General features: G+C 34.3%; 24 protein-coding genes and 4 pseudogenes. 22 read left to right on the forward strand and 6 right to left on the reverse strand.

What is annotated here, in order from left to right; all coding sequences use genetic code 11:
- Positions 1-321 precede the first annotated feature (321 nt).
- The 3 genes from J2S10_RS15655 (at position 322) to J2S10_RS15665 (ending at position 3,645) form a co-directional block, all read left to right on the forward strand.
- The gene (locus J2S10_RS15655) at positions 322-744 is read left to right on the forward strand and encodes a ferric reductase-like transmembrane domain-containing protein (protein WP_307410037.1); all 423 of its coding nucleotides are present in this window, start codon (positions 322-324) and stop codon (positions 742-744) included.
- A gap of 865 nt (positions 745-1,609) precedes the next feature.
- Entirely contained in the window at positions 1,610-1,756 is a 147-nt protein-coding gene (locus J2S10_RS15660; protein ID WP_307409406.1) for a hypothetical protein, read from the forward strand.
- Positions 1,757-3,402: 1,646 nt separating this feature from the next.
- Entirely contained in the window at positions 3,403-3,645 is a 243-nt protein-coding gene (locus tag J2S10_RS15665) for a hypothetical protein (protein WP_307409407.1), read from the forward strand.
- Between the two features lie 77 nt (positions 3,646-3,722).
- On the opposite strand, the gene J2S10_RS15670 is transcribed toward J2S10_RS15665, so the two are convergent.
- Together J2S10_RS15670 and J2S10_RS15675 are read right to left on the reverse strand one after the other, a co-directional pair.
- Positions 3,723-6,194: a heavy metal translocating P-type ATPase gene (locus J2S10_RS15670; protein WP_307409409.1), complete on the reverse strand. Its 2,472-nt coding sequence runs from the start codon at positions 6,192-6,194 to the stop codon at positions 3,723-3,725.
- Between the two features lie 12 nt (positions 6,195-6,206).
- Positions 6,207-6,527 carry an ArsR/SmtB family transcription factor gene (locus tag J2S10_RS15675; RefSeq protein ID WP_307409411.1) on the reverse strand — a complete coding sequence of 107 codons (321 nt, stop codon included), beginning with the start codon at positions 6,525-6,527 and terminating at the stop codon, positions 6,207-6,209.
- Between the two features lie 312 nt (positions 6,528-6,839).
- Between J2S10_RS15675 and J2S10_RS15680 the strand changes: the two genes are divergently transcribed.
- The 11 genes and pseudogenes from J2S10_RS15680 (at position 6,840) to J2S10_RS15725 (ending at position 15,615) form a co-directional block, all read left to right on the forward strand.
- A complete protein-coding gene (locus J2S10_RS15680; protein ID WP_307409413.1) occupies positions 6,840-7,169 on the forward strand; it encodes an ArsR/SmtB family transcription factor in 330 nt (109 codons plus the stop codon).
- A 26-nt stretch (positions 7,170-7,195) separates the two neighbouring features.
- Positions 7,196-8,152 carry a cation diffusion facilitator family transporter gene (locus J2S10_RS15685; RefSeq protein WP_307409415.1) on the forward strand — a complete coding sequence of 319 codons (957 nt, stop codon included), beginning with the start codon at positions 7,196-7,198 and terminating at the stop codon, positions 8,150-8,152.
- A 216-nt stretch (positions 8,153-8,368) separates the two neighbouring features.
- Positions 8,369-9,697: an MATE family efflux transporter gene (locus J2S10_RS15690; RefSeq protein WP_307409417.1), complete on the forward strand. Its 1,329-nt coding sequence runs from the start codon at positions 8,369-8,371 to the stop codon at positions 9,695-9,697.
- 173 nt (positions 9,698-9,870) lie between these two features.
- Positions 9,871-10,740 (forward strand): hypothetical protein, encoded by an 870-nt coding sequence (locus J2S10_RS15695; RefSeq protein WP_307409419.1) that lies wholly within the window; start codon positions 9,871-9,873, stop codon positions 10,738-10,740.
- Between the two features lie 718 nt (positions 10,741-11,458).
- Positions 11,459-11,962: a DinB family protein gene (locus J2S10_RS15700; RefSeq protein ID WP_307409422.1), complete on the forward strand. Its 504-nt coding sequence runs from the start codon at positions 11,459-11,461 to the stop codon at positions 11,960-11,962.
- Positions 11,963-12,018: 56 nt separating this feature from the next.
- Complete coding sequence (locus tag J2S10_RS15705; RefSeq protein ID WP_307409424.1) at positions 12,019-12,570, forward strand: NADPH-dependent FMN reductase; 552 nt, start codon at positions 12,019-12,021, stop codon at positions 12,568-12,570.
- 247 nt (positions 12,571-12,817) lie between these two features.
- Positions 12,818-12,956: pseudogene (locus J2S10_RS27620) on the forward strand (YmaF family protein); the annotation flags it as partial.
- A gap of 141 nt (positions 12,957-13,097) precedes the next feature.
- Positions 13,098-13,919: pseudogene (locus J2S10_RS15710) on the forward strand (DUF2935 domain-containing protein).
- Between the two features lie 21 nt (positions 13,920-13,940).
- Positions 13,941-14,455, forward strand: a pseudogene (locus J2S10_RS15715) (tyrosine-type recombinase/integrase); the annotation flags it as partial.
- Between the two features lie 282 nt (positions 14,456-14,737).
- Positions 14,738-14,991: pseudogene (locus tag J2S10_RS15720) on the forward strand (hypothetical protein); the annotation flags it as partial.
- Positions 14,992-15,123: 132 nt separating this feature from the next.
- Positions 15,124-15,615 (forward strand): DinB family protein, encoded by a 492-nt coding sequence (locus J2S10_RS15725; protein WP_307409426.1) that lies wholly within the window; start codon positions 15,124-15,126, stop codon positions 15,613-15,615.
- 298 nt (positions 15,616-15,913) lie between these two features.
- On the opposite strand, the gene J2S10_RS15730 is transcribed toward J2S10_RS15725, so the two are convergent.
- The gene (locus J2S10_RS15730; RefSeq protein ID WP_307409428.1) at positions 15,914-16,525 is read right to left on the reverse strand and encodes a polysaccharide deacetylase family protein; all 612 of its coding nucleotides are present in this window, start codon (positions 16,523-16,525) and stop codon (positions 15,914-15,916) included.
- Positions 16,526-16,891: 366 nt separating this feature from the next.
- Between J2S10_RS15730 and J2S10_RS15735 the strand changes: the two genes are divergently transcribed.
- The 3 genes from J2S10_RS15735 to J2S10_RS27475 all read left to right on the forward strand — a co-directional run bounded on the left by J2S10_RS15735 (position 16,892) and on the right by J2S10_RS27475 (position 17,746).
- Complete coding sequence (locus J2S10_RS15735) at positions 16,892-17,038, forward strand: hypothetical protein (protein ID WP_307409430.1); 147 nt, start codon at positions 16,892-16,894, stop codon at positions 17,036-17,038.
- Positions 17,011-17,184 carry a hypothetical protein gene (locus J2S10_RS15740; RefSeq protein ID WP_307409432.1) on the forward strand — a complete coding sequence of 58 codons (174 nt, stop codon included), beginning with the start codon at positions 17,011-17,013 and terminating at the stop codon, positions 17,182-17,184. Before J2S10_RS15735 ends, J2S10_RS15740 begins: the two co-directional genes overlap by 28 nt.
- Before the next feature lie 352 nt (positions 17,185-17,536).
- On the forward strand, positions 17,537-17,746 hold the full coding sequence (locus J2S10_RS27475) for an ArsR family transcriptional regulator (protein WP_370876227.1): 210 nt from the start codon (positions 17,537-17,539) through the stop codon (positions 17,744-17,746).
- 242 nt (positions 17,747-17,988) lie between these two features.
- Here the strand turns inward: J2S10_RS27475 and J2S10_RS15745 are convergent, their stop codons facing one another.
- Entirely contained in the window at positions 17,989-18,189 is a 201-nt protein-coding gene (locus tag J2S10_RS15745; protein ID WP_307409434.1) for a hypothetical protein, read from the reverse strand.
- A 415-nt stretch (positions 18,190-18,604) separates the two neighbouring features.
- Here J2S10_RS15745 and J2S10_RS15750 point away from each other — a divergent pair, with 415 nt between their 5' ends.
- From J2S10_RS15750 to J2S10_RS15760, 3 genes are all read left to right on the forward strand, one after another.
- Positions 18,605-18,913, forward strand: coding sequence for a metal-sensitive transcriptional regulator (locus J2S10_RS15750; protein WP_307410039.1), 309 nt, complete (start codon positions 18,605-18,607; stop codon positions 18,911-18,913).
- A gap of 15 nt (positions 18,914-18,928) precedes the next feature.
- Positions 18,929-19,135 (forward strand): copper chaperone CopZ, encoded by a 207-nt coding sequence (gene copZ, locus J2S10_RS15755; protein WP_307409436.1) that lies wholly within the window; start codon positions 18,929-18,931, stop codon positions 19,133-19,135.
- A gap of 83 nt (positions 19,136-19,218) precedes the next feature.
- Positions 19,219-21,633 (forward strand): heavy metal translocating P-type ATPase, encoded by a 2,415-nt coding sequence (locus J2S10_RS15760; RefSeq protein WP_307409439.1) that lies wholly within the window; start codon positions 19,219-19,221, stop codon positions 21,631-21,633.
- Between the two features lie 78 nt (positions 21,634-21,711).
- On the opposite strand, the gene J2S10_RS15765 is transcribed toward J2S10_RS15760, so the two are convergent.
- Positions 21,712-22,302, reverse strand: coding sequence for a class I SAM-dependent methyltransferase (locus J2S10_RS15765; protein WP_307409440.1), 591 nt, complete (start codon positions 22,300-22,302; stop codon positions 21,712-21,714).
- A gap of 123 nt (positions 22,303-22,425) precedes the next feature.
- Here J2S10_RS15765 and J2S10_RS15770 point away from each other — a divergent pair, with 123 nt between their 5' ends.
- Together J2S10_RS15770 and J2S10_RS15775 are read left to right on the forward strand one after the other, a co-directional pair.
- Positions 22,426-22,725, forward strand: a complete 300-nt coding sequence (locus tag J2S10_RS15770) for a hypothetical protein (RefSeq protein WP_307409442.1) — start codon at positions 22,426-22,428, stop codon at positions 22,723-22,725.
- Between the two features lie 121 nt (positions 22,726-22,846).
- The gene (locus J2S10_RS15775) at positions 22,847-23,704 is read left to right on the forward strand and encodes a cupredoxin domain-containing protein (protein ID WP_307409443.1); all 858 of its coding nucleotides are present in this window, start codon (positions 22,847-22,849) and stop codon (positions 23,702-23,704) included.
- A 6-nt stretch (positions 23,705-23,710) separates the two neighbouring features.
- Here J2S10_RS15775 and J2S10_RS15780 read toward each other — a convergent pair whose 3' ends face one another.
- Positions 23,711-24,040, reverse strand: a complete 330-nt coding sequence (locus tag J2S10_RS15780; RefSeq protein ID WP_307409445.1) for a site-specific integrase — start codon at positions 24,038-24,040, stop codon at positions 23,711-23,713.
- Positions 24,041-24,657: the final 617 nt, after the last annotated feature.

Consider the following 24,657-nt stretch of genomic DNA (forward strand, 5'->3'; position numbering starts at 1 on the left):
TGAACATTGACTGCGGCGGCAAGTTTCCCGGTGAAGTTTGTTGGGCATTGATTTGATTATCCCAAACGACAATGTAATGATAAGAAAAAACAAATATTTCAAGATATTGAAAATGTAGGGGTATAACCTTTTTATAAGACGTTTACGTTCAGTTCAAATTGTATTCGGAAGAACAAGGAGGAATTAAAGATGACTGCAGGTGATTTTTTACGACTAAGTATTAAATCTGGGGATATTGCTTATATCTTACTTTGGTTCAATGCTGTGCTAGGCATTATACTGACCGCAAGAGTCCTTACACGGATTAGGTAGCAACGCTGGATTCGAACTGTTAATCTAATCCATACGTATTTAGCAAGTGCAGCTTTTATTTTTGTTATTATTCATTTGGTGACACTGTATGCTGATTACAAAATGGCAGATCGAATAACTTTATTAGGTTTCTTTCTACCAGAGGCAAGCCCATATCGTACCACTTTAATAGATGTTGGAATCATTCCTACCTATTTGTTTCTCATTATTCTGGTGACATCTTGGGTAAGAAAGCGGGTTGGCTTTAAACTTTGGAGAACTATTCATTATTTTAATTATTTAGCCTTAATGTTAGCTATTTGGCATAGTATGCTTGGACAAGGAGAGGCATCTGTTGTTCCTAATGGATTCTATATATGGAGTGGAGCCATTTTGTTAGGTTTAAGTTTTTATAGAATTGTGACAAGATCAGTAAAAAAGAAAATTCAATGAATATTCAAAGCTGCTTCGAAGGCAGCTTTATATTCCGCAAAAACCAGATGAGGTAATATTTATCCACTATCTTGGAGAATTAAAGTGGTTATCAAATTATGAGGTTACATTATTTAATAGCCACAATCCATAATATGTTTCCGTTCATTTAAATGAGGTCTTCTTCAACTAAAGGGTGCAAGAGATAAAGATCAAGATACTAAATTGCTGTTATTTTTCTTATTGTTATATCGAAGATGGTTAGTGGAAAAAGAGGAATGACAGCACCCTTTCGATGTTAAAGTGTACCTGATATTGTACAAAATATGGGAGGGTGAAAAATGAAACAAAAGAGCTAACTGATTGTTAAAAAACTTTGTACTCAAACAGCTAGCTCATTTAAACTTTAATATAAAGAAGGATATGAAGCCTCAGGTGGTCCCCAGGAAGGATTCCCATAATAACCATGAACTGTAAATGGTTGCTGAACATTTGGCATTATGTGATTGTGATGGGTCGAGTTGTATTGGGTAGAGTGATGATGAAGAGTGTGGCTATAAGTAAATTGGTTATATTGTGCAATACAAGCTCCAGGATGTCCAGGATGTTTACCAGTATGAATATATTGAGTCAATTGTCACACTTCTTTCAAATGGTTTTATATTATAGTATGAGTTTCAGTTAATTTAGTTACTTTTTAGAATAATATTTTTAAATAATGATTTCATTAGGAAGCTGATGGATTTTATGGTTAATAGACATTGTGAGTTGTGATATTTTTTTGCTCAATACGAAGATATTATGCAATGGAATTAAGGTGTTTGTTCAACGGAGAAGGTTAGTTGAACAAGAATTTGGATATTTAGGGTATTATCGAGGTGAGTAATTGACAAAAGAGAGAGGGGTATTTATTAATAAACAGTTTGAAATTAATATCTTGAAACAGCATTGGTTGGGCTTGGCCAAGAAACTATTTGATGATTTGGAAATGAAACAAGTAATTCATAATTATCAGACCTCCTGGTTTTTATAAAGTCGATTCCTATGAATTAGGTTCGAAACCAATAATTATGTTTGTTTTCAGTTTACATAATATAAATTGAGGATGTGATTCGTGGACTTATTGGGATATTGACATAATTATTAGGGCGACCCTTTAAATTATTAGTTCATGACCACAGAATTTATGAGTTATTCGATAGAGAATAATCAAAAGTATATTTTCGTAAAAAAATATATCATATATAAGATGTTTTTACAATGTTAATATAATCCTACTGCATTGATCTGGATTGTATTGAAATAAGATTTCAGAAGTCAATTCATTGTTTGGCATAAGCAAAATGTGACAAATTAGTCAAAAAAATAGGTAGTGAATGGGCCCAGATTTCTTCCTTTTATTCATTGTCCAATTGATAAATTTGAGTCAATTTCAGCAAATTGTGTCAGAAACTTTTTGTGTAAATAATGTCTAGGCAATGACTGAAAAAGATAACGAAATTCTATTCTTTGTATGGATTTTAAAAGGAAAATGGCTTGGAGAAAAGCTCCAAGCCATTTTTTATGAGAAATATATACTAAATTAGATTATGAATATTTGTGAGTAGTGGATTGACTTGCAATTTATTGTATTGTACCTCTCAAGAATCCTTTAGGATTTTCTTAGTTGGTTTTTCAGTTCTTACTCATTAATAATGTTTTAATCTTTCCATAAATAATTAGCCCTTAATTGGGCTAATCAGGTTTTTAGAAAACCAAAGGAATGGGAATTGTCGTTATGTCTAGAAGATGAAGTGGTGAAGTTAGGTAAATTTCATCTGGAAACAAAACCCAAAAATGGTGTAGAACATTTAGCTTTTGTATCCCATGTGATTTCTGACCCAATGGGAGGGAACTTAATATAGTCAAATACACCATCTGAAGCTGAAAAATGTGCTAATAAATTATGGGATTTGCAAGGCACCGAAAACGATTCAACCCATCCTGAACTTATAGAATTAATAAAGTTAATAAAAGATGTTATAAATCCAGATTATACCTTAGTACATGTGCTTACTAGAAAAATAGGCTATTATGGAAATATGCCGTTAATAATAAAAAATGAAATTTAGTGGGTGAGCAAATCCGTAATATGGGATTATTATTATCATCGTCATTGCAGAAATATGATGAAGAAACAATCTGTAAACTGGAAGCCTCAGTTGGAAAAGCATTAATTACTGTGGAGGTCCAAGGGATATCATTCTAAAGCATCCTGGCGTAAGTCCAATCGCACAGCAAAAACTTTGCTTGCTAAATAAATTATATGAAAGTTATACCCATTAATTTCCTAATAAACAACAAATACCTTAATAACAAAATTGGTGTTGAATCGAAAAAAGTCGGGAACTGACTCAATACCCTTATCTTCTGTAAAAATATAATGACTCGGTCCTATTGAATGGGCCGAGTTTTTGTTGAATAACAATAAATCGGGTATCAAGATCGCCTGGCTGTTGGATGACAACAAAGTCGGGTTCTGACTATCATAAAAGGAAAAAAGTGAACCGTTGGTTCCATGTTCCTAGTAAATAAAATGAATTTGCGGTACTATTATATTAAATTTTGATATTTCTAAAAAATATATATTTCTGTATTAAACTAATTTTTGTAACTGTTTTGGCAATCTGGAGGAGAAGTATGATTCAAACACGTTATGGAACCTACGATGGTGACAGCTGGGAAGAATATTGTCAATTATTGCTTAAAACTAAATACGGTAAAGAGGGTTATCAAGAAATGACGGCTCATACTAGTGGTGACTTGGGGATTGAGGGTTTTACTCGGACAGGTATCGCTTTAAATTTTAAAAAAATAACATTCAGTGTTTATTCAAAAAAAAGAATAGTTTATTTCCAAGAAGGGTCCGTAAAGCAACCTTAGGTAGTGGATGGTTCACAAACCTTGTTATATGTAAAAAAGGAGATGTCTCAAAAAAATGAAACATCTCACAAATAAATTTATTCTTTAACTTTTAACAATCTTATTGCATTTAAAATTACAATTAGAGCGGCGCCTGTGTCACTTAATACGGCAATCCATAGTGTAAGCCAACCAGGGAATATTAAGGCTAATGCAATTATTTTAACAATGATTGAGAACCAAATATTTTGTTTGATAATAGCTAGTGCCCTTCTGCTTAACTTTATTGTATGAGGGAGTTTTTCTAGGTTATCAGCCATTAAAATTATATCAGCTGTCTCCATTGCGGTGTCAGTACCTGCTCCACCCATTGCAATTCCTAAATCAGCAACAGCAAGTGCTGGTGCATCATTAATACCGTCTCCAACCATCGCTACTTTGTGCCCTTCGTTTTGTAATTGCTTAATTGCATCTACCTTATCTTCAGGTAATAATTCAGCAAAATATCTATTAACGTTAGCTTTAGAAGCAATCAAATTCGCTGTACCTTCATTATCACCTGTCAACATTACAGTTTGGTTAATTCCACTTTGTTTTAATCCTTTTAAAGCAGAAACCGTTGTTTCCCGTATAGTATCGGAAACCGCTATTATACCGTATATTTGTTGTTGTGTGCCTATAATAACTACCGTTTTTCCTTTACTTAGCATCTCTTGGACATTGTTTTTGATAAGTTCCAAAGGAGTATTTATTTCTTCAAATAATTTCATATTACCAGCGTAATAAATGATTCCCTCAATAGTCGCTTGGACACCTTTTCCAACAATGCTTTTAAAGAACTCACCATTTTTGGAAGGTACTCCTTTTTCGATCGCATACCGAACAATCTCTTTAGCAATTGGATGGGTTGAATAATCTTCCAATGTTAAAGCTAATGATAATAATTCATCATCTGATACGTTTAACGTCTTAATTTCTTCTACTTTTGGCTTACCTTCAGTCAAAGTGCCTGTTTTATCAAATGCGATGGCATTGATAGCTCCAGCTACTTCTAAAAACGTACCACCTTTAATTAAAACTCCATTTTTTGCTGCATTACCAATGGCGGATACGATTGCAACGGGTGTAGAGATTACTAATGCACAAGGACAAGCTACAACTAGTAGTTCAAGCCCTTTATAAAACCATTCACCCCATGTGCCGAATCCAAGTGTAGGAGGCAACACCATAATTACCAATGCTAAAACAAAGACAATAGGAGTATAAATCCTTGCAAATTTATCTACAAATGCTTCTGTCGGAGCTTTTTGTTCTTGTGCTTCTTCGACCAAGTGAATAATTTTTGAAATTGTTGTGTCTTCCACTAACTTCGTAACTTTAATTTCAAGGGAACCATTTTCATTTATAGTTCCAGCATATACTGTGTCACCCATTTCCTTATCTACTGGAATGGATTCACCAGTAATAGGAGCTTGGTTAACGCTTGATTCACCGTGGATGATTTCACCGTCCAATGGAATTTTATCACCAGGTTTAACAATAATAATGTCACCAATGGATATTTCTTCAACTGGTTTTTTACTTATTTCAGAACCAGCTTTTACCCATGCTTCGGGGGGTGCCAACTCCATTAAATTACGAATTGAGCTTCTCGTTTTTTCAATTGACTTAGTTTGTAGCAAAATACCCAAAGCAAATAGCCAAACAACCGTTGCACCTTCAAACCATTCACCTATCAGTGCAGCTCCAATTGCTGCGGCAGACATTAGAACATTCATATCTAATGATCGACTTTTAATTGAATAGAAAGCACTTTTTACTGGCTTATAGCCACTTATGACCATTGCAACAGCGTACAAAAATGTTGTTATTAATGAAGAAATTCCGTTGTATGAACCCAAAAAACCAAGAGCAATTAAAACTCCAGATAAAATGATTAATCCATTTCCTTCTTTGTTTTTGGGTACATTGGCAGTTTTATTACTCTTTGAGAGTAATGATGCCTTATAACCAATTTTAGATACTTCAGAAATGATTTCTTCCACACCATTCTCATGTTCAATTTTCATTTTTCCAGTTGAGAAGTTAACACTTACATTTTTAACCAGTGGATGGATGCTTAAATGGTTCTCAATGCTTTTAGCACAACTACCACAATCCATTCCTTCAATAGTGTATATTTTAATATTTTTGTTTTGATTTAAAGGTTTTGTCGGTTGTTTTTGACTACTACAACAGCTTGTTGTTTCTTGTTTATTTACCGTTTTATTTGATGTATCACTGCTACAACAACTGATATTTTCTGGTTCATTCGGTAGTTCATTTGATGATTTACGACTACAACTATTTACATCTTGAATTTTTTCATTATGTGAGGATGAACTGCAACATTGTGGTTCCGAAGGTTTCTCATTGCTACAACAACTAGCAACCTCTAGTTTAGCTTCTGTTTCAAATTTACTGTTGCAACATTTAGTATTTTCATCTTTAATTGGTGCTTGAATAGAGATACAGCAACTTTGTATCTCTTTTTCATCTTTTTTATTTGAACTGCAACACTGTTCGGACATTAAAAAACACCCCTAATCTATATGACGCTCACAACAAGCGACATCATTTTGAACTTCTTGAAGAACTACATCGAACATTGTCAACAAATCCCGTACTTGTTGATTTCCTATGCTGTAATAACAGTATTTTCCTACTTGCCTTCCGACGATAATGCCACAACCCTTTAAACAGGCTAGGTGTTGTGAAATATTAGATTGATTACCTTTTATATCTTCTACAATTTGGGAGACAGTTTTTTCTTGCTCTTTAATACTTTCTAGTATTTGAATCCTTGTTTTATCTGCAAAGCCACGAAGGAATTTGACTTTCGTATCTAGATCGATTGTTTGCATAATTTACCTCCACTCATATTAGACACGGCTAATATGTTTTGTTGTTATCATATTAGCACCAGCTAATATATGTGTCAAAAAAATTGAATAAAGACCTTATTTATTTTGGTGGTTTTAATTAACAACCAAATGAGATTTATAGATAAAGGAAAGAGATTACTGATGTGGCATTATTAATGGTAGGAATGTTGAATAACTTTTGGAATAGTTTTATTTAGTCTTTATTATGTTCGTTTGTTGACAATATGTGCATATGTGCATATATTGTTATTAACAAATAATATAATAAAGTTGTCTAAGGAAGGGTATTAAATGAATTTAGAAGAAGAAGGAAAAAATAAAACACAAATTAAATCTTTAAACGAAGAAACACTTTTTATTGTTTCCCAAACCTTTAAAGCATTATCAGACAATACAAGGATTAAAATTCTTTATTTACTTTCTCAAAAGGAATGTTCAGTAAATGAAATTGCTGAGGTTTTGGAACTCCACCAATCGACCGTTTCCCATCAATTAAGTTTTTTAAAAAACCTTCGGCTCGTAAAGTTTAGAAGGGAAGGGACAACGGTTTATTATTCAAATGATGACCAACATATTATTGACCTTTTAAAACAAGCAATCGAACACGCTTGCCACGATTAGTTTTTTTATAAAAAGGAGAGTTAAACATGTCACATAATCATCAACACGGACATGACCACGACCACGACCATGGAGATGTATTTCACTCCCATGTTCCGATTGGAAAAATGAAATTAGCATTTTTTCTAACTTTAATCATTCTTGTAGTCGAATTAGTGGGAGGATTTATTTCTCATAGTCTGGCACTTCTTTCAGATGCAGGTCACGTTCTTACAGACATTGCAGCCATAGGATTATCATGGTTTGCCATGCATCAATCACAAAAACCAGCATCCGAAAAATTTACTTACGGTTATCACCGTTCTGGAATTTTGGCTGCTTTTATCAATGCCATGACTTTAATTGTTATTGCTGTCGTAATCCTATATGAAGCAATTGACCGTTTTAAAAATCCACAGCCAGTCGGAAGTACATGGATGTTCATTAGTGCCTCGGTTGGCTTAATCATGAATCTGTATTTAGGTCTTGGTTTAAGCAAAGAAGACAACATTAACGTCAAAAGTGCTGTACTGCATATGATAGGTGACGCCATGGCTTCTGCGGGGGTAATAATCGGAGGAATTATTATTTTATTTACTGGTTGGTACATTGTTGACCCTATTCTTAGTGTCCTTATCGCTTTCTTAATAGCTTTTGGTGCATGGAAGATTGTGAAGCAAACCGTAGGTATTTTAATGGAGGGGACACCTAAAGGAATCTCCATAGAAAAAGTAATGGAAAAAATTCGTTCTGTTAATGGTGTATTGAATGTACACGATTTACATGTTTGGAGTATCACTAGCGGTAAAAATGCATTATCTTGTCACGTTGTATTAAATAACCAGATAAGTTTCCAAGAAAGCCAAGTTCTCTTAAGAGAAATAGAACATAAACTGCAACATTTAGGAATTGGTCACGCTACAATCCAAATGGAAAACGAAGAACATCCTCATGATGAATCGGCGGTTTGTTCGACTACCGGCCATGAACATCATCACCACTAATAAAAGGTTCCGAAAACAAAGCCAATTGTTCCTACTTAAACTTTACAAAAGTAGTTGATAGTTTTACATTTATTCTTTCCTATGAAAATTGATAAGAAAACACCTGATTTATATGATTGGATTTAAACCTTATTTTTGGTGAAACAGTAATTTATGGAAACCTCGCCAATATTTCATATTTGGATTAAAAAGTATTGAAGAGAGAAGGAAGTAATTTTGCAAGTTCCAAGTAAAGCCAAAAAAGTTTTTAGAATTGCGTTACCAGCTATCGGAGAATCCTATTTACAAAGTTTACTGGGAGTCGTTGACTCATTTTTTATTGCAAAGTTGGGTCTCCTGGCAATTAATGCAGTAGGTGTTACTAATATTTATAGTATGACGTATATTGGGGTATTTACAGCCATTTCAGCTACACTTTCCGTCTTTTTATCAAGGGCATTTGGAGCAAAGGATGAAGAACGAAGCAAGTCCGTTATTTTTCATGGTCTTTTTATTTCCATACTAATTGGATTACTCTTTTCTTTTGTTTCAGTTCTTTTTGCTAATTCTTTGCTTGAAATGATTGGTGCAAACGAAAAACTAAAAGATACAGCAATGGTTTATTTTAAGGTAGTTCTAGGTCTAACCCCATTCATTGCATTGTTTACTGCTCAATCTGCTTCTTTTCGTGCAATAGGGGATACAAAGACCCCTTTCCGAATTGGTATAGAGATGAATGCTGTCCATGTCATCCTTGATTATGTTTTAATCTTTGGAATAGGACCATTTTCAGGATTAGGATTAACTGGAGCAGCCATTGCGATGATTTTAGCAAGGATATATGGTTTTCTGCGCCTTGTGATCATATCCCAAAGTATTTCTTCTATTTCTTTAAAAATTAGTAATTTCAAAGTCAGATGGAACCTAGCTGGAAGCATGATAAAATTTGCAGTACCTGCTACATTAGAAAGATTAAGCATGAGGTTAGGACAAGTTGTTTATTTTGGATTAATTGTTCGCATGGGAACGGAAGTCTATGCTACCCACAACATTGCTGGTACTTTAACTACATTCGCCTATACAGTTGGAGGCGGTTTTGCGGTAGCTGCCAGCACTCTTATCGGTCAGGCAATTGGAGAAAAGAATCTTTCTGATGTTAAGGAATATCGGAAATGGAGCTATATTCAATCAGCCATTTCAATGACTGTCATAACAGCAATTTTGGCAACTGCAAGCCCTTGGATAGGCAAATTGTTTACACACAATGAAACTGTTATTCATTTATTAATGATTATTTTGTTAATTGATATGTTTTCGCAGCCATTCCTAGCTTCAGTCTTAGTTGATACCTCTGTCGTGCAAGCTGGCGGGAACAGTTCCTTCCCCATGATCGTCACGATGATTGGTATATGGGTGGTGCGTACTTTAGGCGTGTATTTATTTGCTTGGAAACTTGGTTTTGGTTTACCAGCTGTATGGATTTCCATTGCAGCAGATAACGCTTTACGAGCAGGGCTCTTTGTGTGGTATCGTAGAAGGGAAAATGTGATAAAAGAATTGGTTTAACCTTTTTTTAAAAAATACTATTTAACTAGATGGTGCGATTCTTCAAGATGAAGGTCGCCTTTTTTCTTATTGTGGGAAGGAATTGATAAAAAACATCATAATCCATACAAATGCATATTTTCTGCACATTTTTGTAGTAGGATATGTTTTATATTAACATTAGGAGGATTACGATGAAGCGAAGATTTCTGACACTTATTGCTTTTTCACTAATTGTTTCATTATTTTTAGCTGCTTGTTCGAAGGATAATTCAATGGGAAATATGGATCACAACTCAAATAAAAAGCAAACAAATACAAGCCATGATGGGATGAATATGAATCACGGGAACATGACATCCACTCCCCAAAAAGATAACACAAAGGTTGAGTTTTCATTTAAAGGAAATCCTGAAAGCGGAAAACCAATCCTATTAAACATTCAAGTAAATAATAAGGATGGTCAATCAATCAACGATTTTGATGTTCAGCACGAAAAACTCATGCACTTAATCGTGGTTAGCCAAAATTTATCATATTTCAACCATATTCACCCTGATTATAAAGGAAAAGGTTTATTTACGGTAACTCCAAATTTCCCTTCAGGAGGAGAGTATAAACTTTATGCCGATTTTGTGCCTAAAGGAGCTTCCAAAACGGTAAAATCGGATGTAGTGACAGTAGCTGGAAACAACGTGAAGACTATACCGTTAACTGAAGATAAGGAATTAACAAAAGTAGTGGATGGCAAAGAGGTTACGTTGAAGTTTGACCATTTGATGAATGGAATGGACTTGACGATGACATTCACGATTAAAGATGCTAAAACGAAACAACCCATCACAAATTTACAACCGTATTTAGGAGCAGTGGGGCACGTTGTAGCCATAAGTGCAGATACAGAAACTTATTTACACATACATCCGATAGATGAGAAGGCAACTGGTCCTGACGCGAAATTTATGACAAGTTTCCCTAAGAGTGGTCTCTATAAAATTTGGGGACAATTCCAACAAGACGGTAAAGTATTTACCGTTCCATTCACAATAAATGTACCCAAATAATATAGACCCTTATAGGTCTTTTACTATTTTTATTGTTTGTATCAGTTCTTTTGTGCTAAAAAATAATATACCTTTAACCTGACTACTATTCCTCACCAGAATTCCATTTGTATCCGACACCCCAAACTGTTTTTTAAAGGCTGGTCAATTGGAAAACCAACTTGACGAAATTTATCTCTAATATTTCGGAACTAACTGGTTGCTTTCTTCAATAAGACTTTATTATGATATTCAACAATCGGGCATCAAACGAACCAACAGACGATTGACACACTCATAACCAAACTTGGTATCACTAAACCAATGATTCAGAAGATTAATAAATACCGTGAAAAATGCGGAATGGAATCAATCTGATGACCCCAATTCTATGAGTAACATGGAACTTATAATCTAGTACATATCGTTAGATGGAGCGCGGAACGATGGGAAACTATCATTCCGTGTGGAGCAGGGGAAAAGCTTGAGATAACTTCAAACGCTTACCTATTGCTAACGATTATTTAATATTAGGATCCAAGCTCTTTTTTCTTTTTCTGCTAACAGGGCAGAGGGAGTGTGCTTTTTCTTATTAAGGAGCAGGTTATTTCAACAAGAGGTAGCTACTATAGCTTTAATTAATATATGTTGTTTTGAACTTAATTTTTTTGTGAATCAACAGGATAATTTTATTTAATATGGAATATATTTGTGAAGTATTTAAGTAAGGAGGATGAATATGTTTCAAACACTAGATGATTTCTTTAAATTATGGAATTTTGAAGTAGACGCTACTCAGAAAATTCTTAACCAACTTACAGATGAATCCTTATCCCAAGAAGTAACACCTCAAAATTGGACATTAGGAAGAATAGCTTGGCATACTGTAGCAGCAATTGGCGTTGTAGCATCTCGAACAGACCTTGCCTTTGACTCGCCTAATCAAGATTATCCTGTCCCAACCTCAGCAAAGTTCATCTCTGACAGCTATCAACAATCAAGTAATGCTTTGTCTCAAGCTGTAAAAAATCAATGGGCTGACAAAAGTCTTAGAGAAGAACAGGACATTTTCGGGCAGAAAATGTCTAAGGGAGACATCTTATTATTTTTAATTCAACATCAAATTCATCATCGAGGGCAAATGACTATTCTTATGCGTCAAGCAGGTTTAACCGTCCCTGGGCTGTATGGTCCATCAAAAGAGGAATGGGCTATGATAGGTATGGAAGCTCCTAAAATGTAATTACAATTATTAAGCGTTGATTAATTGAATGGAAACCCATTAAGGAGGAAGAAATAATGACAAATGAAAAATTAAACATTGGAATTATCTTAGGAAGCACTCGTCAAGGTCGAGTCAGTCCAAAAGTAGGGGAATGGGTAAAAGGGGTTGCTAACAAACGTGGAGATGCTAATTATGAAATTGTAGATATTGCTGATTACAAATTGCCGTTTTTTGGGACAACTGATGTAACAGACCCAGCAATTGCAGCTTGGAATGAAAAGCTTTCCAGCTTGGATGGATTCGTGTTCATTGTTCAAGAATACAATCACAGTATCACGGGGGCCTTGAAAAATGCACTTGATTCAGCTCGTGAAGCATGGAACAACAAGGCTGCAGGTATCGTAAGTTATGGTTCAACCGGTGGTGCTCGTGCAGCTGAGCATTTACGTGGAATCTGTGCAGAATTACTAATAGCGGATGTGAAGACTCATCCTACATTATCTTTATTTACAGATTTTGAAAACTTTACTACATTTAAACCAGCTGAATTGCATCTTAATAATGTCAATTTAATGCTTGACCAAGTTATAGCCTGGAGTGGTGCATTAAAAACCTTGAGAAAATAGTGAGAATTATTAAGTAGACTGTGACCCGAATATCAGACCTAAAAATTAAGTGTCTGATATTTTTTTAATCTAATCCATTATGATCATGTTCCACCATGCTCTCAACAATAAAAAGGCTTGTGAACCGTTGTACTTAAACGAAATAGGTGCTTATTTTCAATAAGATCTTCCATAATCGGGCGCTTTAGTGAAGTAAGGTAATTATTTATGGACTGATTGATTTTAAACGATCAGTCCATTTTTTATCGTTGATTATACTTCGGTCGAAGCGGGGCATGTTCATCAGTGCTTAGATGTTACTTCTCCTCCCATAAAGACTCATGATCGCAACCATATTCATTATACAGAGGGATATTGTTGTCTTCGAAAATGGGCATACCCATCATTGTTATAGGTTGTGAAAAAGCCTATAGGAGCTTTTTGCGTGAGCTTACATAATGGGTCCCGTTTGATATTACGCTAAGCATCTTCTTTCATTCAGAATGGTGGTATAAAATATTAGCTTGATAGAATAAGTTATAAATAGTATGTCTGAGAGGGGAGATTATGTGCCTACTCGTTTTGAAAATGCTGCTAAATTTGAAAATGGGTTCTGGCTTCAAATATTAGGCGATCATGCCCGTTTTATACATGATTCACTGGTACCGCAAGAAAAAGAATTGATTGATACAGCGAACTATTTTATCAAAACTTTCGATCAACTCCTTAGCAGTGTTGAAGTGGGCGATTTAGTCGAGCTGAGTGTAAGAGCAGAAGAAGAAACTTTAAAGTTGAGAGAATACAAACTGAAAATTATTGAGAATCAACTTGTGGGGAAAATTTCGATACATCTTGGGCCAGTTTTTTTTAACCATATGGTAAATGAATTGGAGGAATACTTACTTGTATTAAATTATTTGAAAAAAGGTGAGGTTCCACCCGTATTTCATGAGCTGCATCACCATTTAATTTGGTTGTTTGATGCTGCTGGGCACGCGGGGGCTATTTCTAACAATATTGAATGGGTTGAAAAGAGCATTAAAAATATGAGTGATAATTTTACAAAGGATTTTGAGGCCTTTTATTTTAAAGCCGTTGAACTGACTGGCTTTCTTCGCACAAATCTCACATCCTTCCCAGCACTTAAACAGTTTAATATAGATGTCTCACTTGAAATGAAGCTGTTTATGAACTTTTTAAATGAAATAGAGGAACTAAGGCTTAGCAAGGAGGCATGAGGAACTTTTGCACCGCTGATGGCTGAGCATATGTTCAGAGAAGAATGTTATTATTTGACGAAGCTCGCTGAATCCACCCAAGCAGATAAGCCGGATTGTAATCCTGCAAAACCGCGGTTAAAAGAACAATGATGATGTAATGACAAGCAACCACCTACATTTTCATATCACCGGAATAGGGCCATTATTTATCTATTGATTTAGGCTAGTTTGGGAGTGGATGAACTTTCAAACTTAAAGTTAAGCGATCTTGACTTGGAGTTAAGACTTATTTGGATACTAGGAAAAGGAAGGAAGATTCGGACGGTTCCTATGTCCAATACTCTTGGTAGGAACTGTAGGACTCGTTACTTTTTAGATCAGAAATGTCAAAAACGAAAGCGCATGTAGAATTGTCACCATAAGTGGTTCTACAGCCAGCGATCACCAAAATTTACTGTCCGTAGGATCCATACTATTATTGAAGGCTATTGTTTACCACGGTAAAAAACTAACACCCCATATGTTCAGGCATACATTCTGTAAATAAAGATGTTAAAGCGACGAATAATGACATTAAAAAGGTAAGGAGACTCTTCGGCCATAGTAACATTTCAACCACAACACGATTATTAAAAGATTCCTATAGTGACTTGGCCTATGCTGTTGAAGCTATGCAGAAATTTTAATTCTGCTAGAGATAATCTGAGTTAAGGATACGAAAGAAAAATAAAAAGCGCCTATATATGGTAGAAAGATTCCGTAAAAAACAGCCTTTGCTCTAGTTTGCAAAGGCTTCAATCAATATGGAATTTTGTACTTAAACTATTGGGGGCAATAGTAAAAAGAAGAATTAAGTGATTATAGGATTGAGGCTATATTTTTAGTTATTCCATTAAAGGGCGTAATTCCAGAATAAGAAATGCGCTCTTTCTTTATGTAAAGGGACAGATTGTAGAGCAAAGAAATATTCGAAATTACCTACATCAATTATTGAGTCTTATGTTGAAGAAGCCCTTAATGAAATTGTAAAACAAATTTTGAAGCAATTTTTATTGTTGATAAAACACCGAGAAAAAGTCCAAGTCGCAAAAAAATGGCTGTTTTAAAAGGAATTCATCGTTCAGAAGGCTTTCAGTTAAGGTACGAGGTTTATAATGAAAAAGGTCTAAGGATTATTGATGAATTATTGGTAGAAGAGGTTGGAAATGAAACTGTATATGCAATTAACTGACTGGCAAAATAGTTTAAAAACAGTTACCGGATTGGTCATCAAAAAAAGCAATCCATAAGAAGTGAAATTATCTGAAAAATGCTAAAATTATAATGAACGATAAACCACAGGGAGGCGAATAGGATGGAAAACTATATCTTCAACCATTTAAGATTTGCTCGGGACAATACGATTGGTCAAGTGGCAGAAGTGAATGATCGGACATCGCTTATCATACCAGAAGGATTCAACAACAATATTAAATGGAATCTTGGACATATTTATGTGGTGCAAGAAATCTTTGCCTTTCGTTCCAATGAAGAAAAAATGAAGATGCCAGATCATTTTATGAAATTATTCAGTCGAGGTACGAAACCAGGAGATTGGGGAGAACAGGTACCGTCTATTCATGAATTAATTCAGTTGCTCGAAAATCAATTCAATAGGATTGAACAAGTATTGGAACCTCGGCTAAAAGAAACGGTAGAGCATCCGTTTACAACGTCTACAGGCAGTCTTACATTATCCACAGTAGAAGAATTTCTTAGCTTTTGTTTATATCATGAAGGAATACACGTTGAGGCCATTAAATCGATCAAACGAATTATTCAAAAATCGGGCGCGTTTATGAAGTAACAAAAAAGCCTAATTTCTCAATTTTAATGCTGAGGAATTGGGCTTTTTAATATTGGAATTTCCTTAACGTTGTAAATCCGCATTTTCCTGACGCTACCCCTTTAAAGCCATATTTTTAAATTGATCTTACTATCAATTGGAAGGTGATTAATATGAAAATATTAAAAATTCTTTTTCCCATCTTTATTGTTACTTTATCCTTTTCGAGTCATTTAATACAAGTGTCAGATGATAAAACAGCTTTACCACCATACAAATAGATAAGACCACCTTTAGACTCCAGAGGTAATAGTTGTTTTTAAATCTTAAATGCTAATTGATTAAACTCCGGAACGGTTATAAAGTGATAATTATTTTTCTGTAAATATTGAATGATTTGATTCAAAGATGCCACAGTTTGATCCCGAGGCCCACTACCATATTGATCCCCATCATGCATCACAATAAGACTATTTTTTTGTAACCCAGTAATGACATGTTGATGAATGGCAAGAGGTGAGCTCTCACACCAATCCTGACTATCTACATTCCATAATACAGAAGTCATCCCCAATTTTTTTATAATAGCCTTAGTATCATTATCAATTGCACCATAGGGAGCACGAAACAGATCTGGAGAAGTTCCTATCAACTTTTGTATCTGAACATTTGTTGAATGAATTTCATTCCGCAATTGATTTTCGGTAAGGGTCGATATATCCGGATGACTCCAAGTATGATTTCCGAGTACATGTCCTTCCGAGTGAATGCGATGTACTAAGATTGGGAATTTTTTCGCTTCAGAACCGACGACAAAGAATGTTGCAGGGACCTGGTATCGTTTAAGAATATCTAAAATATAAAATGTATAAGGTGAAGGTCCATCATCAAAGGTCAAGGAAACATACTTAGATAAATTTTTGTCCATCATTTTATAAAACCCTTTCTTTTATTAACTAGAAACGATGAAATGCTTATTTGGAAGAGCATTTTTCCTTTATTAACAGAATTGTATCAAATAGCGATGTATTCTTTTCTTTTGATATGACTACTACAGTATATGGGAATTGTCTAACAAACGGAACAAATATGGCAATAGGCTTTAGGTGATAAGATTCTCACTTTTATTTTCGATACTTACAAGAAGTTGTCCATAACAAAACCTTTTGGCCCCCAGGGGATTTCAGTTAAATGGCGAACAATTTAAAAAAACATCATATCCTATGAAGTCGTCCACTTCTTTTTCTCCTGTTTACATTAACAAGAAATAAGAAAGAGAAAAAGGAGGGAGAAAATAATGGATAGAACGGAATATCGTCAGATTGCTTATAATCTTATAGAGAAAGAAGTAGAAGTTATTACACTTCGTGGAACTTTTAGAGTTATTCTTTTATCTGCTAAAAGTAATTTATCATTATGGCTACTAGAATTAGAGGCCGATTAGTACGTCTTTTAATCCGAATAGCATTATTTGTTGTATTATTCTGTTTGATAGAAGGAACGGGAGGATCATTTGCATTTACACCATCCAGACATGCACAAGATGAAGACGTTATTCTATCAAATTACTTAATTGATGATGATGAATGATCAAAGTATTATGTATCGGCAAATACGTTTATCTGTACTATGAAAATCCGGAGTATTTAAAGTATGGAGCACAGCATTGATTCCTGAAAGCCTATTTTTTCGAGGGTAGTTAATCTGCCAATTTTAAAGATAAATTAGCTCCCAAATTGTCTAAAAGCATTGTATGTTAAAGACTAAGAAGTATAAAAAAAGAGATGACAGCAATGACATTAGACTATCATGTTATGGCCTTTCCTGGAATGGGTATGGGCGGTTTCCATAGAATGGATATTCTAGTTATCCTCTAACCTTTATTTCGGATACCTTCGTGAATTACTTTACTCTGATGATAGTAATGATTTTTTGATTAGATATAAGTCAACCAGCCATTAGTCATCACTTAAGAATATTAAAAAATGCAGATCTAATAACCGAAAATAGAAAAGGACTTTGGAATGTTTATTCAATAAATAGTCAAAACATTTACTTTCCACTTGTTAAGGATATTCTAAGCTATTTTCCAAGTCAGGAGGAAAAACTTGATTGGTTGGAGAGACAGGGATTGAGAATTATTTACGATTAATAACAACCGCATTTAATTAAATGCGGTTAATTTTTGTTATTAAGATAGTTCTAAGTAATAAATGATTACTGAATTTTTACTCCTACATCAATTAATTAAGGCAGAACTGGAGCTGCAATTTTGTAATCTCTCTTATTTTTAGCACTATCATATTGAGTTTGTTCAATCGTCCTGTTTCTTGCACTTATTTATTTTTTGGCCGTGTAATAGTTTATTTTTGTTCCGATGCTTTATTTTAATAATTACTGGCATCCAGTTGTCATTGGACAATCAGGCGAAGTTGCACATTCAGAAACACCTCGGTTCATTTCTTTTGCACACATAGAAACACATTTCCCTTTATCCATGTGTGCACAATTAGCCACATCTGGGCCAGCAGCGAAAACGGAAGTTCCTAAAGCCATTGTTGAAATAAAAGCGAATGTTGCAATGATTTTTTTCATAATAATCCTCCTCTAAATTCATTCATTTCCATTTGTTCATTTATAGGATATAAGAAATATTTGAAGAAAGTATGGAGAACTTTGAAAATGCGAAATCGTTCACAAAATATACTTAAATATAAATTACGCCTTCAAACTTTCATCACATTTTTTATGTATAATCACCTTAGTAATAAACTTTCATATGATTCCAATAGATAGAGCTTCAATAAATTTGGACAAGCTAAAAAGTTTGGCTAAAGTGTATTTACAAGAATTAATGGGTTTTTAATGAGATGTACGGCAGGAGATAGTTGAGAAATAATTAAGCAAATTGCAAAACAGTAAATATATAAAAATATTTTCTTAAATCCTTCACATACAGTAGGGGGGTATAGTATAATGTAATTGTGGAGGCAATATTTAGGATGAAAACATAAATCATGATTGTAATCTTTCTGAAGGAAGGAAAAGCCATCATTCTGATAAAGTTAAGAAAAATTTGGTTACTCGTTTAAATCGAATTGAAGGTCAAATTCGGGGAATAAAAGGATTAATTGAAAAAGACACATATTGCGATGATGTCATAACCCAAATTGCAGCTACACAGTCTGCTTTAAACAGTGTGGCAAAGATTCTTCTTGAAGGACATTTAAAAACTTGTTTATTGGAACGAATTAATGAGGGTGATACAGAAGTTTTAGACGTGGTTCTTTTAACAATTGAAAGGTTATTGAAAAAATAAAAGGAGTGATTATAAATGGAAAAAATCACATTAAAAGTGAATGGAATGTCATGCGGCCATTGCGTGAATGCTGTTGAAGGTAGTGTGGGTAAATTAGCAGGTGTTAAATCGGTAAAGGTTCATTTGAAAACTGGAAATGTAGATATTGAATTTAATCCTTCTGAAGTATCCTTAAGTAAAATCAAAGAAACAATCGATGACCAAGGCTATGATGTTGAATAGAATAAACAAGATAACGTGCTATTAGGGCACGTTATCTTTAACAAAAATATATACCCCCCGCAAGTATAAGAGAGGTGTTTAATATGAGTAATGAGTTAAAAGAAACAAATTTTCAAATTACAGGAATGACATGTGCAGCCTGTGCAACAAGGATAGAAAAAGGAATCAAAAAAATGGAGGGTGTTAAAGAAGCGAATGTTAATTTAACACTTGAAAAGTCCACCATTAAATATGATCCTAATCTTGTATCTAACCAGGATTTTCAAAAGAAAATTCAAGATTTAGGATACGATGTTGTAAAAGAAAAAAAAGAATTCGATATTACTGGAATGACCTGTGCGGCTTGTGCAACAAGAATTGAAAAAGGATTAAACAAACTTGAAGGGGTTAATAAAGCTACCGTCAATTTGGCATTAGAAAGTGCAACGGTGGAATATAATCCATCATTAATTAATACCCAAGAAATCATTAAGGGTGTTGAAACATTAGGATACAGAGCGATTTCAAAAGAGGAAAAGGATGAAAAAGTAGATTACCGTCAGGAACAAATAAAGAAACAGCAAGGCAAATTTATTTTTTCAGCAATATTGTCTTTTCCGTTATTGTGGTCAATGGTTTCTCATTTTTCATTTACATCCTTTATCTATCTTCCCGCAATGTTCATGAACCCATGGGTTCAATTGGCTCTTGCCACTCCAGTCCAATTTATTATTGGAAAGCAATTTTATGTTGGTGCTTTTAAAGCATTACGAAATAAGAGTGCGAACATGGATGTTCTTGTTGCTTTAGGAACATCAGCGGCATATTTTTATAGTTTGTATGAAACCATAACATCAATTGTTGCAGAAACACATATGGTCGAATTGTATTATGAAACAAGTTCGATACTAATTACCTTAATCCTTTTAGGAAAGCTATTTGAAGCAAAAGCAAAAGGTCGTTCATCAGAAGCTATTAAAAAGTTAATGGGTTTACAAGCTAAAACAGCAATTGTTGTCCGTGATGAAATAGAGAAAGAAATACCTCTTGAGGAAGTTGTTGAAGGTGACATTGTTTACATCAAACCTGGTGAAAAAGTACCAGTTGACGGCGAGATTATGGAAGGACGTTCTTCTTTAGATGAATCCATGTTAACAGGTGAAAGTGTGCCAGTGGATAAAAAAGTAGGGGATTCTGTAATTGGAGCGACCATTAATAAAAACGGATTTTTAAAAGTGAAGGCAACTAAAGTAGGACGGGATTCAGTATTAGCCCAAATCATTAAGGTTGTCGAAGAAGCTCAAGGATCAAAAGCGCCTATTCAACGTCTGGCAGACCAAATTTCTGGAATCTTTGTTCCGATTGTTGTTGGTATTGCTATTGTAACCTTCTTAATCTGGTTTATTTGGATTAGTCCAGGAGAGTTTGCGATTGCTCTTGAAAAACTAATTGCCGTTCTTGTTATTGCTTGTCCATGTGCATTGGGTCTAGCTACTCCTACATCCATTATGGCTGGGTCAGGGAGAGCTGCTGAGTTTGGGATTCTCTTTAAAGGCGGAGAACACCTTGAAAGGACTCATTGCATAGACACCGTTATCTTAGATAAAACTGGTACAGTGACAAAAGGTATTCCTCAGTTAACAGATGTGATTTTACACGAATCTATGGATGAAAAAGAATTTTTATCCCTTCTTGGTTCTGCTGAAAATCAATCAGAGCACCCTTTGGCGCAAGCAATTGTTCAAGGGGTTAAGGATAGGAATATTACACTTACAGAGGTTCAAAACTTCGAAGCCATCCCAGGTTATGGAGTAAAAGCAATCGTGGATAATAAACAGATTCTGATTGGAACTCGCAGACTGATGAAGAGTGAAAATATTGACATGACAAAAGCTACTTCAACGATGGAAACACTTGAATCTAATGGTAAAACGGCAATGCTTGTAAGTATTGAAGGAACATATAGCGGTATTATAGCCGTGGCAGATGCAATAAAAGACACATCAAAAGAAGCTGTTCGTCGTCTAAAAGATTTAAATATATATGTCATCATGATTACAGGAGATAATTCAAGGACAGCAGAGTCGATTGCCAAGCAAGTCGGAATTGACCATGTTATCGCTGAAGTTCTTCCAGAGGGAAAAGCCGAAGAAGTTAAAAAACTTCAAAAAGAAGGAAGAAAAGTAGCAATGGTGGGTGATGGGATTAATGATGCTCCTGCTCTTGCTGTTGCCGATATAGGTATGGCTTTAGGAACGGGAACAGATGTAGCGATGGAAGCTGCTGATATTACGTTAATAAAGGGAGATTTAAATACCATAGCAGACGCCATTTTTATGAGTAAGAAAACGATTAGAAATATCAAGCTAAATCTTTTTTGGGCATTAGCTTATAATAGCATTGGTATCCCGATTGCTGCTATTGGTCTTTTGGCACCTTGGTTAGCAGGTGCTGCAATGGCTTTCAGTTCTGTTTCGGTCGTATTGAATGCACTTCGACTTCAAAGAGTAAGACTCTAAAAAAGACCCAATGGGTCTTTTTTTGTTTGCCTTACATGATTCTAATATGGGGGATTTTTCTCTTTTTAAAAGATAAAGTCACTTTTTCATTATTTCTAATTGAACAAAGAGACCATTGTAAAAAGTTCTTTTTTCCAATATTTCCAGTCCATTTGATTTTATCATCATTACAGTATCTCGATTTAAATTACAGCCGTCACAAACTTTTTTCCAGAAAGGTGTTAACCAATCCTGTAATTTTGCCAAAAAGGGATTTTTCATTCTTACGTGTTCAAAAAGAAGGATTTTGCCGTCTAGTTTGCATACTCGTTTCATTTCTTGTAAGGCTATTTCTGGATTTGGAATTGTACAGAGAACCAATGTAGCAACCACAGTATCGAAAGTATTATCGACAAAGGGCAATCGTTCAGCACTTTCCCTAATAATTTGTATTGGGACTATGGACAATTCCGTTCTTTTGTTGGAACGTTCAATCATATTTTGGCTTGGTTCAATTGCAGTTACTTTTTTAACAGATTGATAATAAGGAAAATTAATTCCAGTTCCTGATCCTACTTCAAGAACAGTACCGTTCGCTCGTTGAAGCAAATCTCTTCGGATCGATTTAAATCTTCCTTTTTCTAATGGACTCATAAAAAAATCATACCATTTTGGAAAGGTATTACCCATCATTTCAACTCCAATTTTTATTATCACTCTTCAATCGCTGCGCACTCAACGGAAAAAGGGGTAGTTGCAATTGGAACAGACCAAGGTGTTTTCTTATCCAAAGATTATGGAAACCATTTTGAATTGATTATACCGAATATCAATGTAACTACCATCTCTTTTGATCACAATAACGGTTTGATTGTAGGTTATATGACAGATAAGGCGAAATTAATGGGGTTCAATTTAACAAATAAAGAAACAGTAGATTTAAAAGCTCCTAATATAGGAAAAACAGCCATTGAATATGTACAGCAAAATCCTGCCAAAGGTACTGAGTTTACCTTTGCAACTTTAGATAAAGACATTTATATGACTAAAAATACGGGTTCAACTTGGACGGAAATAGTGGATAAAGGCGTAGCAAATGGAATTACAAAATAACTACAAAGTTTAAAGTTAATAATTGTTCCTTGGTTTCTACTATTATCAAGATATATAATCGGAGTAAGTTAGATTCATAATAAGCCATTCTTTAAAAAGGAAATAATGGGGGAAACATCTTATGTTGCTTTATGTGAGTATTACTTTAATTGTCCTTTTGACCAGCTATGTTATTTATTATACTTTCCGAAATAAGCAAAGGCTTACCTGTATGGCTGGTATGATGATTGCTATGACAAATTCCATGATGGCGAGTATTGCACTTGGTGCTATATTAGGTACGTTTATACAAAATAAAGATTTAACTATACCTACGATAGCATCTGTATCCATTGGTATGGTTGTAGGATATTTAACGGGAAGACCTGTTTCCCTCATGGCATCAATCGACGGATTAACAGCTGGAATAATGGGCGGAATGATGGGTTCAATGTTAGGTGTGATGTTACAACCCAAATCAATAGATGTGATGATATACTTTATTGATATTGTGTTTGTACTGGTTATGGTTTTACTAATTGGTATGATTGATGAAGAAACAAAAACTCAGAAACAAGAAACCTTTGTTAGAAAGCCTTTAATAGCAAATCCATTTGTATTAGTTGCTATACTTGCGTTTATGGGTGTCTTGGTATTTGGAAAAGGTACGTTATTTTCAAGTAATAGTAATCAAGTATCCGCAGAACCTAATCAAATAAAATTCACACCAACAAGTAGCCAAATTCAAGAAGTGGTGGTTAAACCGACTGAATATAGCCCGAATAATCTAGTTTTAAAAGCTGGAACACCATCTATTATTAACTTTAAAACGAATAAAGTGTATTGCACTGGTATCGTTATATCCAAGGAACTTGGGTTTAATGTAGCATTAAAAGAGAAAACAAACAACTTTGTTAACGTCAAAGCTCTAAAACCTGGAACGTATCATTATTCATGTGGAATGGGTATGTACAAAGGTACTGTAACAGTTACGGAGTAAAATGCTTTAAAATCCAATCTTGTTTAATAAATTTTTGGGGATGAACACGGGGAGGTTTATTAATATGAAAATTAATCCTTGACTAAATGATTTTAAGCAGGATAAACGACGTTGCAGGGTTCTTGGCTTTATTCCATGATTGATTACTTGATCTTGGATAAATCGCCGTACACTAGAGGTTGTGAGCTTGTCTAAGTCAAGTGAACGACCGTTTTTTATTAAAAATTCCCCATAAAGCTTTAAATCAAATGCGTAACTGGAAATTGTGTTCACTGAATAATTTTTTTCGACTTCCAAATACATAAGATAATCATCAGAAGCTTGAACGTAATTCATAATTATCAGACCTCATGGTTTTTATAAAGTCGATTTCTATGAATTAGGTTCGAAACCAATAATTATGTTCCATTTGTCACTAATCAGGAAGGACCCCGATAATTATAGTCAACTTAGCAAATTTAGGGGACAATATAGAATCTTATGGGAACTTGAAGACATGAATAGTTGATACTATTATGTTTGTTTTCAGTTTACATAATATAAATTCTAGGAAGTTAAATCTTGAAAAGTAAATTTTGTCTCATTAGTCAAGTATACTTAAGATAGTGAGACGGAATTAAAAAGTTTGTGTCAGTTGACACTGGTTCAGAAAGTTTTAATGATGATCTTTAGATTGGCTGTCTTGCCAACAGGATATGCTAAATAAAATTACTGATATAAAAATCAGATAAGTCAAATTTTCTGGTATGCAGTTACACAGAATAATTAATTGTATTTAGCGAATGAAATTCCATTATTCATTATTTTTGAAAAAACTTTTATTCTAATCGTATTTTATGACCAATACTATTAGTTGCTGTTTGTTCTTAAATCAATAAATTTTTAATGAGTTTACATAACATTATTATGTATTGCAACTATCTTGTTTTATTTATTTTTCAAAATGAATCATT

It is taken from the genome of Neobacillus ginsengisoli, assembly GCF_030813055.1.